The organism is Arthrobacter sp. PM3, from assembly GCF_003352915.1.
Taxonomy (GTDB): Bacteria; Actinomycetota; Actinomycetes; order Actinomycetales; family Micrococcaceae; genus Arthrobacter.
This window is the reverse complement of the sequence record NZ_CP022314.1, coordinates 1,512,481-1,524,140: the sequence shown is the minus strand read 5'-3', so window position 1 is coordinate 1,524,140 and position 11,660 is coordinate 1,512,481. Positions and strand designations below refer to the sequence as shown.

The 11,660-nt window shown below is 68.1% G+C and carries 13 protein-coding genes and 2 tRNA genes; 14 read left to right on the top strand and 1 reads right to left on the bottom strand.

Annotated features, from left to right (window positions below; translation table 11 throughout):
- Positions 1 to 50 precede the first annotated feature (50 nt).
- The 13 genes from CFN17_RS07035 to CFN17_RS06975 all read left to right on the top strand — a co-directional run bounded on the left by CFN17_RS07035 (position 51) and on the right by CFN17_RS06975 (position 9,981).
- On the top strand, positions 51 to 290 hold the full coding sequence (locus CFN17_RS07035) for a hypothetical protein (RefSeq protein ID WP_208750720.1): 240 nt from the start codon (positions 51 to 53) through the stop codon (positions 288 to 290).
- Positions 291 to 331: 41 nt separating this feature from the next.
- The gene (gene nadD / locus CFN17_RS07030) at positions 332 to 970 is read left to right on the top strand and encodes a nicotinate-nucleotide adenylyltransferase (protein WP_261792446.1); all 639 of its coding nucleotides are present in this window, start codon (positions 332 to 334) and stop codon (positions 968 to 970) included.
- A gap of 7 nt (positions 971 to 977) precedes the next feature.
- Positions 978 to 2,186, top strand: a complete 1,209-nt coding sequence (locus tag CFN17_RS07025; protein ID WP_208750718.1) for a hypothetical protein — start codon at positions 978 to 980, stop codon at positions 2,184 to 2,186.
- Positions 2,187 to 2,312: 126 nt separating this feature from the next.
- Positions 2,313 to 2,714, top strand: a complete 402-nt coding sequence (gene rsfS / locus CFN17_RS07020; RefSeq protein WP_208750717.1) for a ribosome silencing factor — start codon at positions 2,313 to 2,315, stop codon at positions 2,712 to 2,714.
- A 162-nt stretch (positions 2,715 to 2,876) separates the two neighbouring features.
- Positions 2,877 to 2,949: transfer RNA gene (locus tag CFN17_RS07015), tRNA-Ala, on the top strand.
- Between the two features lie 209 nt (positions 2,950 to 3,158).
- A tRNA-Ala gene (locus tag CFN17_RS07010) sits at positions 3,159 to 3,234 on the top strand.
- 239 nt (positions 3,235 to 3,473) lie between these two features.
- The gene (locus tag CFN17_RS07005; RefSeq protein WP_208750716.1) at positions 3,474 to 4,295 is read left to right on the top strand and encodes an amino acid ABC transporter substrate-binding protein; all 822 of its coding nucleotides are present in this window, start codon (positions 3,474 to 3,476) and stop codon (positions 4,293 to 4,295) included.
- A 36-nt stretch (positions 4,296 to 4,331) separates the two neighbouring features.
- Positions 4,332 to 4,997 (top strand): amino acid ABC transporter permease, encoded by a 666-nt coding sequence (locus CFN17_RS07000; protein WP_208750715.1) that lies wholly within the window; start codon positions 4,332 to 4,334, stop codon positions 4,995 to 4,997.
- On the top strand, positions 4,984 to 5,778 hold the full coding sequence (locus CFN17_RS06995) for an amino acid ABC transporter ATP-binding protein (protein ID WP_315968661.1): 795 nt from the start codon (positions 4,984 to 4,986) through the stop codon (positions 5,776 to 5,778). The genes CFN17_RS07000 and CFN17_RS06995 overlap by 14 nt, the downstream gene beginning before the upstream one ends.
- Positions 5,779 to 5,858: 80 nt before the next feature.
- A complete protein-coding gene (locus tag CFN17_RS06990; RefSeq protein WP_208750714.1) occupies positions 5,859 to 6,212 on the top strand; it encodes a zinc ribbon domain-containing protein YjdM in 354 nt (117 codons plus the stop codon).
- 50 nt (positions 6,213 to 6,262) lie between these two features.
- Complete coding sequence (locus CFN17_RS06985; protein WP_261792396.1) at positions 6,263 to 7,354, top strand: NAD(P)/FAD-dependent oxidoreductase; 1,092 nt, start codon at positions 6,263 to 6,265, stop codon at positions 7,352 to 7,354.
- A gap of 58 nt (positions 7,355 to 7,412) precedes the next feature.
- A complete protein-coding gene (locus tag CFN17_RS06980) occupies positions 7,413 to 8,615 on the top strand; it encodes a class I SAM-dependent methyltransferase (RefSeq protein ID WP_208750711.1) in 1,203 nt (400 codons plus the stop codon).
- A 163-nt stretch (positions 8,616 to 8,778) separates the two neighbouring features.
- The gene (locus CFN17_RS06975; RefSeq protein ID WP_208750709.1) at positions 8,779 to 9,981 is read left to right on the top strand and encodes an ROK family transcriptional regulator; all 1,203 of its coding nucleotides are present in this window, start codon (positions 8,779 to 8,781) and stop codon (positions 9,979 to 9,981) included.
- A 41-nt stretch (positions 9,982 to 10,022) separates the two neighbouring features.
- Here the strand turns inward: CFN17_RS06975 and CFN17_RS06970 are convergent, their stop codons facing one another.
- Positions 10,023 to 10,226: a hypothetical protein gene (locus CFN17_RS06970; RefSeq protein WP_208750707.1), complete on the bottom strand. Its 204-nt coding sequence runs from the start codon at positions 10,224 to 10,226 to the stop codon at positions 10,023 to 10,025.
- Between the two features lie 427 nt (positions 10,227 to 10,653).
- Between CFN17_RS06970 and CFN17_RS06965 the strand changes: the two genes are divergently transcribed.
- Positions 10,654 to 11,631 carry a methylenetetrahydrofolate reductase gene (locus CFN17_RS06965; RefSeq protein ID WP_208750704.1) on the top strand — a complete coding sequence of 326 codons (978 nt, stop codon included), beginning with the start codon at positions 10,654 to 10,656 and terminating at the stop codon, positions 11,629 to 11,631.
- Positions 11,632 to 11,660 lie beyond the last annotated feature (29 nt).

Genomic DNA, 11,660 nt, shown 5'->3' with positions numbered 1-11,660 from the left:
ACGGCGGACACCTCCGCCGTCGTCACCTTTTGAACTCTTTAGGGGAGAACATGCTGTCGCAGCAGATCGCCACTTTCGTCGCCGCCGCTGGCGAATCAGGCCACGAGGAACTCGCGCCGCTCATCGCACCGCCGTTTGTCATTGGCGGTACCATGTTCGCCATTCTGGTGGTCCTGCTGCTGATCACGCTGTCCTACTCCAACCTGGGCAAGCGCCACGCAGTCGTGGAAGAGCACGCGGATCCGCACCGCCAGCACCCTAACAAGCACGATCACGGCCAGGGTCACTAATTATTTCCGCCACCAGGAGGCAGCGCGGCGCCGAGCGCCGCCTGCGTCTGGGTGTGATGGGCGGCACGTTCGACCCCATCCATCACGGACACCTCGTCGCGGCCAGTGAGGTCGCGGCCAAATTCGACCTCGACGAAGTCGTGTTCGTCCCCACAGGCGAGCCCTGGCAGAAGAGCGCCAAGAAGGTCAGTGAGGCCGAGCACCGGTACCTCATGACGGTCATTGCCACGGCCTCGAACCCCCGGTTCACCGTCAGCAGGGTGGACGTGGACCGTCCGGGCCCGACCTACACCATCGACACCCTGCGCGACCTCCGCACGCTGCGCCCCGACGCCGATCTCTTCTTCATCACCGGCGCGGACGCCCTGGCGCAGATCTTGTCCTGGAAGGACATTGATGAGCTGTGGTCGCTGGCGCACTTCGTGGGCGTCACCCGGCCCGGGCATGTCCTGGACGGCATGGGCCGCAAGGACGTCAGCCTCCTGGAGGTTCCGGCCATGGCGATTTCCTCCACGGACTGCCGCACCCGGGTGGCCGAGGGCAACCCCGTCTGGTACCTCGTTCCGGACGGCGTGGTCCAGTACATCGCAAAGTACGGCCTGTACGACACCCGTCCCGACGCCGACCCCGCACCGCATGATCCCGCCCTTGAGATAACCCAACCAGCCAGCACTGAATGAGTTTGCCATGAGTCAGGAACAGCCTCCCATCCGCAGCCGCCGCGAACTGCGGCAGGCCAGAGATGAACGCCTGGACACTGCGGCACCGGAACAGTCAGCCGGGACCGAGACGGCGGCCGACCCCGCCGGCCAGAACCGCCGCGCGGCCGACGCCCCGGTGGACTCGGTACGCGGCGCCGAGCGGTCCTCGCAGGTCCGCGCCCGGGACCGCGCCGCGCTGCGCACCATCAAGGAGCTGGCGGAGAAGGAAGGGCACCTGGCGCAGGGAGGACCGCCCACGCGCCGGCAGCTGCGGCTCCTGCAGCTCGCGACCGAAACCGCCCCCGCCACGCAGGCCAACACCATCGTCCCGGCCTCGCCGCGCACCCGGGCCAACCCGGTGGTTGCGCCCGCCACCAACGATGCCGCACAGGCTGACGCGGGCCAGGATTCAGCGGCTAAGGATGCCGGCCGGAAGCAGGGCACCGGACAGGCCGTCGGAGAGCAAGGCCCGGCACCCGAAGGCATGACGGTGGAACAGGCGCTGGCCGCGCGGGAGCTCCTCGCCGAGCAGGCCCGCAACCAGGTGGCCAAGCTGGAGCACATCGCCGCCACCGATCCCGACGCCGTTGATCCGGCGGTCCTCGCCGAGCAGATTGCCCTCGCTGAACGCGCCGCGGTGCTGAACCGCCGTGCCGCAGCGAAGCAGAAGCTCGCGGAACAAAACAGCCAGCCCGCCGCACCGCGCAACGATCCCACCACGGCCAACAACCTGGCCATGGTCACACCCCTGGAGTTTGAGAAGGTTCCCGGCGTGGAGCGGCCCGTCATGAAGCGCCCTGCCACGTCGTACGTGCCCGTGGTCACCAACCCGGGTCCCCGGGTGGATGCGCCGCGCAAACCCGGGCTCCGCCGCCCCGGGCTGTCCCGTCAGCGGGCCGCAGCGCCTGCCGCCGGACGGGGTGGGGTCCTCGCCCGGGCGGAGGCTGCCGCCAAGGCCGGGACGGCGCGGCCGGCCACTGCAGTGCCGAACGCCCCGGGGGAGGCCGACGAGAACTTCGTCGGAGGAGAACCCGTTGCCGCGAATTCCGCCTACGGGCTGGATCCCCTGGACGCCGCCACCGCGGGACTGGGCCGGGCACGCCGGCTGCGCCTGCTCCAGCTGGGCGTCCTGGCCCTGGGTGTCGTCGCACTCATTGCCGGCATCACGCTCATCGTCACCGGGCTGGCCCGCTAGGCCGAGCGCCGCCGTCGGGCCAATGGCACTGGAACCAGTGACCTCGGAGCCCATGACCCCGGAGCCGGGCACCGGTATCCGCCACAACTTGCCGACACAAGAATTTTCATCACTACAAGGAGTCCCGTGACTGCAACCGATTCATCCATCACCACCGCCCGCCACGCAGCCCGCGCTGCCTCGGAGAAACTCGCCGAGGACATCGTGGCCCTGGACGTGAGCGAACGGCTGGCCCTGGCCGACGTCTTCCTCATCGCCTCGGCCCCGAGCGAACGCCAGGTCAATGCCATCGTCGACGGCATCGAGGACGAGCTCGCGAAGTTCGAGCAGAAGCCCGTGCGCCGCGAGGGCCGCTCCGGAGGACGCTGGGTGCTCCTGGACTACTCCGACGTCGTGATCCACGTCCAGCACGAGGAAGACCGCGTCTTCTACGCCCTCGAGCGGCTCTGGAAGGACTGCCCCGTCGTTGATCTCCAGCTCGGCGACGACGCGTCCGCCAAGGCGGGCGCAGGCACCGACACGGAGTAGCAGCCACGCACGGACCGCCCCGCCGGAGGCTGTCCTGAGCCAAATATGCCCGATTTGGAATTTTCGCCCGGGCTGGTCTAAGATATTTGAGTTGCTTCGGAGAAATCCGAACAAGAATCGGGGCCTGATGCGTCAGCTGACGGGCCGAAGCAGCGAAAATTCGGGGCTGTGGCGCAGCTGGTAGCGCACCTGCATGGCATGCAGGGGGTCAGGGGTTCGAGTCCCCTCAGCTCCACCGGAGAATCCGCCGGAATCGAAAGATTCCGGCGGATTTTTTTATGCCCGGAACATGAGTTCCGGGCCGGGAGAGGCCTGCAGCAAACGCCGGGTCAGCGGCCACAACATGCCACATGACACGGTCCGGCTGGCCGATTGGCGCGAACGGCAATTGTGGTTTAGGCTATTCAGGTTGCTTCAGGGAGAACGAAACTTCCCGGCAAATAAGGGGCTGTGGCGCAGCTGGTAGCGCACCTGCATGGCATGCAGGGGGTCAGGGGTTCGAGTCCCCTCAGCTCCACCAACGAAAGGGAACCACCGGTATCGGTGGTTCCCTTTTTTGTGCCCGGCCGGGTGCGCATCGCGGCCGCGGGGTCCCTGGGCCACCGCAGGAGGCGTCCGTCAAGGCCGTCTCATTCCCCGGCGTAACAAACTGTCATTTAGGCTCTCCGCCCTGAGCAGGACCTTGCTATCGTCGCTAGAAGACGGCCGCCCTGCGGCTGGGCCGGAAGGCCAGTTCCGTCTCCACGACTAAGGACCATCATGAAGCGCACAGGACTCTCCGTTATCGGCCTCATCGCAGCGGCAGGGCTCGCCCTCGCGGGCTGCGGATCTGCCTCCACCGCGCCGGCCAGTTCTTCCCCGGCGGCCGGCGCCGACACTTCCCTCAGCGACGTCAAGAGCGCCGGTGTGCTCAAGGTCGGCACCGAAGGCACCTACAAGCCTTTCTCGTTCCACGCCAACGGCAACGGGGAACTGACTGGTTACGATGTGGAGATCATCGACGCCGTGGCCGGAAAGCTTGGCGTCAAGCCGGTCTTCCAGGAAACGCAGTTCGACGCCATCTTTGCTGGCCTCGATGCCAAGCGCTTCGACGTCGTTGCCAACCAGATCTCCATCACGGACGAACGCAAGGCCAAATACGATTTCTCCACTCCGTACACGGTGAGCACCGGCGTGATCGTCACCAAAGCAGACAACAACACCATCACCTCCTTCGACAGCCTGCAGGGCAAGACCGCGGCGCAGTCCCTGACGAGCAACTGGTACAAGCTGGCCCAGCAGAGCGGCGCGAACGTCGAAGCCGTGGAGGGGTGGGCGCAGGCGGTCACGTTGCTCAAGCAGGGCCGTGTCGATGCCACGATCAACGACAAACTGACGTACCTGGACTCGCAGAAGACAGCCCACGACGACAGCATCAAGATCGCCGCCGAGACCACAGACAAATCACTGAGCGCCTTTGCCCTGCGCAAGGGATCCACCAGCCTGACCGAGGCCATCGACAAGGCCCTCGGCGAGCTCGCGGCCGACGGCACCCTGGCGAAGATTTCCGGGAAGTACTTCGACGCCGACGTCTCGAAGTAGCGCCGTGCGAACAGCTCAGGAAGACCGGGGCCGGGCATGACCATCAACTGGGAACTCGTGTGGTCGTCCCTGGGTCCGCTGCTGACCGGTGCGGTCACCGGCACCATTCCGCTGGCGCTGGCCTCCTTCAGCCTGGGCCTCCTGCTGGCCCTGCTGGTGGCCCTCATGCGGCTAAGCCGCAACCGCCTGGTCTCCGGCGCCGCGCGGATCTACATCTCCGTCATCCGCGGCACCCCGCTCCTGGTCCAGCTGTTTGTCATCTTCTACGGTCTGCCTTCGGTAGGCATCACCATCAGTCCCTGGCCCAGCGCCATCATCGCGTTCTCCCTGAACGTCGGCGGGTACGCCGCGGAGGTCATCCGGGCAGCCATCCTGTCCGTTCCCAAGGGACAGTGGGAGGCCGGCCACACCATCGGGATGTCGCGCCGGCAGACCCTGGTGCGGATCATCCTTCCGCAGGCGGCCCGGGTCTCGGTCCCGCCGCTGTCCAACACCTTCATCAGCCTGGTCAAGGACACGTCCCTTGCGTCGCTGATCCTCGTCACTGAACTGTTCCGTGTGGCGCAGCAGGTGGCGGCCTTCAGCCAGGAATTCATGCTGTTGTACCTGGAGGCGGCAGTGATCTACTGGATCATCTGTCTTGTCCTCGCCGGCGGACAGTCCGCGTTGGAGAAGAGATTGGACCGCTATGTCGCCCACTGAGACCGGGGACCCGAACGCCGGTTCCGCAGACACGCTGCTGAGCGTCAGGGGCCTTCGCAAGGCGTTTGGCGACCACGAAGTGCTCAAATCCATCGACCTCGACGTCCGCCGCGGCGAAGTGGTGACGTTGATCGGGCCGTCCGGATCGGGCAAGACGACGGTCCTGCGGTGCCTGAACGGCCTCGAAGTGCCCGACGCCGGCGTTGCTGAGTTCGCGGGGCAACTGACCGTCGACTTTTCCACGCCGACGGCGAAAAAGCAGCTGTCCGCCCTCCGGGACCGCAGCGCCATGGTGTTCCAGCACTACAATCTCTTCCCGCACAAGACTGTGCTGGAGAACGTGATCGAAGGCCCGGTCCAGGTCCAGAAGCGGCCCAAGGCCGAGGCCAGCCGGGACGCCCGGGAGCTGCTGGCCCGCGTCGGGCTCGCCGACAAGGAGGACAGCTACCCGTTCGAGCTCTCCGGCGGCCAGCAGCAGCGGGTGGGCATCGTGCGGGCGCTGGCCCTGCGTCCGCAGCTGCTGCTCTTCGACGAGCCGACGTCGGCGCTGGACCCGGAGCTGGTGGGCGAGGTCCTGACCGTCATCAAAGAGCTCGCGGATGAAGGCTGGACGATGGTGGTGGTCACCCACGAGCTCGCGTTCGCCCGCGAGGTGGCCGACGAAGTGATCTTCATGGACGGCGGCGTGGTGGTCGAACGCGGCCACCCAGACACCGTGCTGCGCGATCCTCGGGAGGAACGCACGCGGCAGTTCGTGGACCGGCTGCTCAACCCGTTCTGAGGCAACCCGCTCCAAGGCGTCCCGCCCGCGCCGACTGACTCGGCGTCCGGCGGCCGCCAGGGACGACTAAACTTGGGGACGTGAACGAGTCCCTGCCTCCCTGCCCCGAATGCTCCAGCGAATACACCTACGAGATGGGGGCGCTGCTGGTCTGCCCTGAGTGCGCGCACGAGTGGGCGCCGGCCACCGACGCGGACGCCGGGCTCCCGGTGGCCGCCGTCATCAAGGACGCGGTCGGCAATGTGCTCGCCGACGGCGACACCGTCACGGTCGTCAAGGACCTGAAGATCAAGGGCAGCTCCACGGTCATCAAGGTCGGCACGAAGGTCCGCGGCATCCGCCTCGTCGACGGCGTCGGCGACCACGACATCGACTGCAAAGTGGACGGCGTCGGCCCCATGCAGCTCAAGTCCAGCGTCGTCAAGAAGATCTGACCGGAGACCGGATCATTTCCCCCGGGACGCCGCGCACGGCCGACGTCGTCGTGGTCGGCGCCGGGCAGGCCGGCCTGTCGGCGGCCTACCACCTGCAACGCCGCGGCTTTGTCCCGGCACAGGCGGCCGCAGCGGGGGCCACCGCGGCGCGGGACGGCATCCCCGCGGGGTCGTACATCGTGCTTGACGCCGAGGACGGCCCCGGCGGGGCCTGGCGCCACCGCTGGAAGAGCCTGCTCATGGCCACGGTGAACGGTATCAGCGACCTCCCCGGCCTGCCCCAGCCGGCCGTGGACCCGGCCGAGGCCAGCTCGACCTTCCTCACCCGCTACTTCGGCGGGTACGAACACGACCTTGGGCTCGCCATCGAACGGCCCGTGAAGGTTCGGTCCGTGAGCCGGGACGACGCCGATCCCGTCGGCCGGCTGAGCATCGCAACCAGCCGCGGCGAATGGTCCGCCCGCGCCCTCATCAACGCCACCGGCACCTGGACCCGGCCGTTCTGGCCCATTTACCCGGGCCAGGCCAGCTTCCGCGGCCGGCAACTGCACGTCGCGGACTACGTCTCCGCGGACGAGTTTCGCGGGCAGCACGTGATCGTGGTCGGCGGGGGCATCTCCGCCGTCGGGCTGCTTGATGAGATCTCCCGGGTCACCGGCACCACGTGGTTCACCCGCCGGGAACCGGTCTGGCGTGAGGCGCCCTTTGACCGGCAGGCCGGTCACGACGCCGTCGCCCTGGTGGAGGAACGGGTGCGCCAGGGCCTGCCGCCGCAAAGCGTCGTCTCCGCGACCGGCCTGATCCGGACGCCGGCCCTGCGCGCGGCCGCAGAACGCGGCGTCCTGGACAGGCATCCCATGTTCACCGCCATCGGGCCGGACGGCGTCCGGTTGGACGACGGCGGCTTCCTGGCTGCGGACGTGATCCTTTGGGCCACCGGTTTCCGGGCCGAACTCGAACACCTCGCCCCGCTGCACCTGCGCGGACCGGGCGGCGGGATCGCAATGAACAACACCCAGGTGGCAGCCGAACCGAGGGTCCACCTGGTCGGCTACGGGCCGTCCTCCTCCACCATCGGCGCCAACCGGGCCGGCCGGGCCGCCGTCGCGGGAATTGCCACCCTGCTGGCCGCTTCGGGATAACGTGGAACGTTGCAGTGCAGCACTCCGGGGCCGGACACCGGACACAACACCTGAACCCATGACCCAAGCCCGAGAAGAACGGCGGCAGAAAACGCACGTGGCGGACACCCAGATCGATTCCCTCTTTGCCCGGCTGCGGCGGTTCCCGGACGTCGAGGCCGCCAACCTGCAGGCGTGGGACGCCACGGACCGGCTCCTGTTGGACACGGCCCTTGAAATGCATAACGCCGGCCAGCTGCCGCCGGGAGCGCGGCTCGCGGTGGTGGGGGACCGGTACGGCGCCCTGACACTCGGGGCACTGGCGCTGGGCTCCTTCGCGGGGACGCACGGCGTCCGGGTCCACCAGGACCTGATCACCGGAGCACGGGCGCTGCGGGCCAACGCCGGGGCGCTGGAAATCCAAGGCGGTTTTGAGCAGCTCCCGCTGGGCGCCGCGCTGCTGGAGGGCGCCGCCGTCGTCCTGCTGCAATTGCCGCGTTCCCTTGCGGAACTGGAAGAAATCGCCGACGCCGTCGCCCGCCACGCGGCACCCGGCGTCGTGCTGCTGGCCGGCGGCCGCGTCAAACATATGAGCCTGGGAATGAACACGGTGCTGGGGCGCTATTTCGACGTCGTCCAGCCCCAGCTGGCGCGGCAGAAATCACGGATTCTGCTGGCCAGGAGCCCCAAGGCCGTTCCGGCCGCGCCACCCTTCCCGGTCACCGGCATGAACAGCGAACTGGGGCTGGCGGTCTGTGCCCGCGGCGCCGTCTTCGCCGGCACCGGGCTGGACATCGGGACCAGGTACCTGCTGGAGTTCCTGCCCCGGATGCCGCACGCGGCCCACGCCGTCGACCTCGGCTGCGGCACAGGGATCCTCGCCGCCATGTACGCCCGCGCCAACCCCGGCACCCGCGTCACAGCCACGGACCGGTCCGCGGCCGCCGTCGACTCAGCCCTCGCCACGGCGCGGGCCAACGGCCTGGACGGCCGGATCGAGGTCCTCCAGGACGACGCCATGAGCACCCTGCCGGATGCCAGCGCGGACCTGATCCTGCTCAACCCGCCCTTCCACCTGGAGTCCGCCGTCCACGCCGGCGCGGGGATCAAACTGATCGAAGCCGCCGGCAGGGTGCTCGCTCCCGGCGGGGAGCTGTGGACCGTGTACAACAGCCACCTGCACTACCGGCCGGCACTCGAACGCCTGATCGGTCCGACACGCGAGGCCGGCAGGAACCCGAAGTTCACGGTGACGGCGAGTACCCGGCGTCCGCCGGGGTGAAACGGCACGGCTGAAACATTTAATCCGAAAAGCGGATGTGTGGGCGCGCGCCTGCACGTAACGTACGATTCTGACAACTGCTGTATTGGGCCAATGACGTTTTGAGGTATCTGTGACCGAGATCCGGCAACCCTCGCCGAGGCGGGGGACCAACCTCCCGAAGATGGGCGATTTCAACCTCACGGTCATCCTTGACGCCATCAGGCGGGCTCCGGCCGGCCTGAGCCGGGTCGAACTCGCGCAGATCGTCGGGCTCTCGCCGCAGACCATCTCCAACATTTCCCGGCGCCTGCTGGACCAGCACCTGATCGTTGAAGCCGGCAAGGAAGGGACCGGCCCGGGCAAGCCGCGGACCATGCTCCGGCTCAACCCCGGCGGGATGTACGCGGTGGGCGTCCACCTGGACCCGGCAGTGGTGACCTTTGTCGTGCTGGACCTGCTGGGTGCCGTGGTCCGGCACTCGAGCATCGCCACGCCGCCCGGCACCGACCCGCGGGCCGTCATCGACACCATCGCTGCCGAGATCAGGAACCTCATCGCCGACTCCGGCGTGGACCCGGCACGGATCGCCGGTCTCGGGGTGGCCTCACCGGGTCCCATCGACCTCACCGAGGGCGCGGTGGTGGATCCGCCCCTGCTGCCGGGCTGGGACCACGTGGGGCTGCGGGACGCCCTGGCTGACGCCACCGGCCTGTCCACCCTGATGGACAAGGACGTGACCAGTGCTGCCGTGGCCGAAACCTGGGCCGGCGGCCCGAGCGGCGAGGGCAGTTTTGTCTTCATGTACATGGGAACCGGGATCGGCTGTGGCATTGTCCTCAATGACGAGGTCATCCGCGGAACCTCGGGCAACGCGGGGGAAATCGGGCATATCATCGTGGACCCGGACGGGGCTCTCTGCGACTGCGGGCAGCGCGGCTGCGTGAAGGTCTCCGCGATACCGCAGGTCCTCGTGGCGCAGGCCGAGGCGGCCGGGGTGCTGGACGGTCCGGGCCGGGAGCTGAGCGCGCCGGCGGTCCAGGAGCGCTTCGCGCAATTGTGCGAGCTCGCCTACGGCGGCAACGCCCAGGCCATGGAAATCATTGGCCGCTCCGCCGTCCTCGTGGCCCGGGCCGTCTCCGTCGTCACCAACGCCCTGGACGTGGACCGCGTGGTCTTCGGCGGCCCGTTCTGGACGTGCCTGTCGGCAGCCTACCTTGACCGGATCCCGGCGCTGATCGACGCGAACAGCGCCGCCCGGGCAATCCACGGCGTTGAGGTCGTGGGCACAGGCGTCGGGGACGACGTCGGGGCCGTCGGGGCGGCATGCCTGGTCCTGGAGCACACCCTGGCTCCGCGCTCGCAGCGGCTGCTCCTGGAAGGCTGACGCCATGGCCGGGCCGGTGTCACAGCCGGGCCGGCCAACCGTCAGTCAATGTCTTCGATGACCGTCCCGAACGGAATAGTCTCATCCAGATGGGCCTGATGGCCGGTGGGGCCCCGGTTGTAGGAGACCCGCACCCCGTGCTCCTTGTCCGCAGCCGACTGCATAAGTACGGGCCGGACGGTGTTGATGAAACTCTCGCTCTTGCCGGCGAGATACTCCTGGTAACTGGCTGGAAGCTGAATCATGGCAAAAGGATAGTCCTGCGCCGGACGGATGGGGAGGGCCGCGGGCCCGCGCCGCGCGCCAACGGAAACGGCCCTACCGGCGAACATTATTCTGCCGGTAAATAAAAACAGCCGTAAAGGTGCGTCTTAATTCGGAGCCGACTTGAAGGCCCCCGCGCCGGGCCTCTAGAGTTCTATACAAGTTACCTCAGTAACGTGTCAGCGATCCTCCGCAGAAAGCCGGCCTTGGAAGAATTCCACCGCCGGCCCAGGAGGGTGTGGGTGCCCCCATGTGGGCCTGACATTTGCTCACGGACAACTTCGTATCAGGCGTAACAGTCGCGACTGCGTCCTGCTGGAGTTCCCTCCGTGTTCCCCAAACTCACATCATTTCCGGCAGGTCCCGTTACCCGGGCACGGCCGGCAGTGTTCACAGCCAAGGACGCAAATGTCACCACCAAGCCTTATCGACACCCATCCCAACCTGGCCGGCGCGGCCCCCGTCGCGCTGTCCTATGAACTGTTCCCGCCGCGCTCAGCCGCCGCCGCCGAGTCCCTCTGGACCACCATCGGCGAACTCGAAGCCACGGACCCGGACTATGTGTCCGTCACCTACGGCGCCAGCGGTTCCAACCGCGGCACCGCCGTCGAGCTCATCAACCGGCTGGTCCAGGAGACAACGCTGCGGCCGCTGGCCCACCTGACCTGCGTGGGGAATTCCCCGCAGGAACTGGCGGAAATCATCGGCGAACTGCTCGACGTCGGCGTCCGCGGCATCCTCGCCCTGCGCGGCGACCAGCCCAAGGACGGCGCCACCCCGCCGCCGGGATCCCTGCGGTACGCCCAGGACCTGATCGAGCTCATCCGCCGGGTGGAGCAGCGCCGGTCTGCACTGCTGTGCGCCGGGAAGGTCGCCGTCGGCGTCGCCGCCTACCCGGCCCGGCACCCGGAATCGCCCAGTGAGGCGCACGACATCGAGGTCCTGCTGGCTAAGCAGCGCTCCGGCGCCGACTTCGCCATCACCCAGGTCTTCTTCCACGCCGAGCAGTACGCGGACCTCCTGACCCGGGCACGCCGGGCCGGGGTGACCATCCCGATCATCCCGGGTGTCATGCCGCTGATCAGCCTGCGCCGGCTCGCCCGGCTCGGCGAACTGACCGGCGTGGAACCGGCACCGGAACTCATCGACCGCCTCGCGGCCGCCGATACCGACGCCGAGCGGACCCGGATCGGCGTCCGCGCCACCGTGGACCTGGCCAACGCCGCCCTGGATGCCGGCGCCCCCGGCATCCACCTCTACACCTTCAATGAACACGCCGCCGCCCTGGACGTGCTGGACAAACTCGCACTGCCCCGGCCGCACCGGCACGGCGCCCAGCGGCGCCCGGCCCCCAGCGCGGCAACGGCCGGCCAGCTCGCCAGCTGACCCACCCAACTTCTTCTTCTTCTTCTTCT

Coding starts and splice junctions, on each gene's coding strand:
- CFN17_RS07035 (WP_208750720.1), top strand. CDS start 51: ATGCTGTCGCAGCAGATCGCCACTTTCGTCGCCGCCGCTGGCGAATCA.
- CFN17_RS07025 (WP_208750718.1), top strand. CDS start 978: ATGAGTCAGGAACAGCCTCCCATCCGCAGCCGCCGCGAACTGCGGCAG.
- CFN17_RS07005 (WP_208750716.1), top strand. CDS start 3,474: ATGAAGCGCACAGGACTCTCCGTTATCGGCCTCATCGCAGCGGCAGGG.
- CFN17_RS07000 (WP_208750715.1), top strand. CDS start 4,332: ATGACCATCAACTGGGAACTCGTGTGGTCGTCCCTGGGTCCGCTGCTG.
- CFN17_RS06995 (WP_315968661.1), top strand. CDS start 4,984: ATGTCGCCCACTGAGACCGGGGACCCGAACGCCGGTTCCGCAGACACG.
- CFN17_RS06980 (WP_208750711.1), top strand. CDS start 7,413: ATGACCCAAGCCCGAGAAGAACGGCGGCAGAAAACGCACGTGGCGGAC.
- CFN17_RS06975 (WP_208750709.1), top strand. CDS start 8,779: ATGGGCGATTTCAACCTCACGGTCATCCTTGACGCCATCAGGCGGGCT.
- CFN17_RS06970 (WP_208750707.1), bottom strand. CDS start 10,226: ATGATTCAGCTTCCAGCCAGTTACCAGGAGTATCTCGCCGGCAAGAGC.
- CFN17_RS06965 (WP_208750704.1), top strand. CDS start 10,654: ATGTCACCACCAAGCCTTATCGACACCCATCCCAACCTGGCCGGCGCG.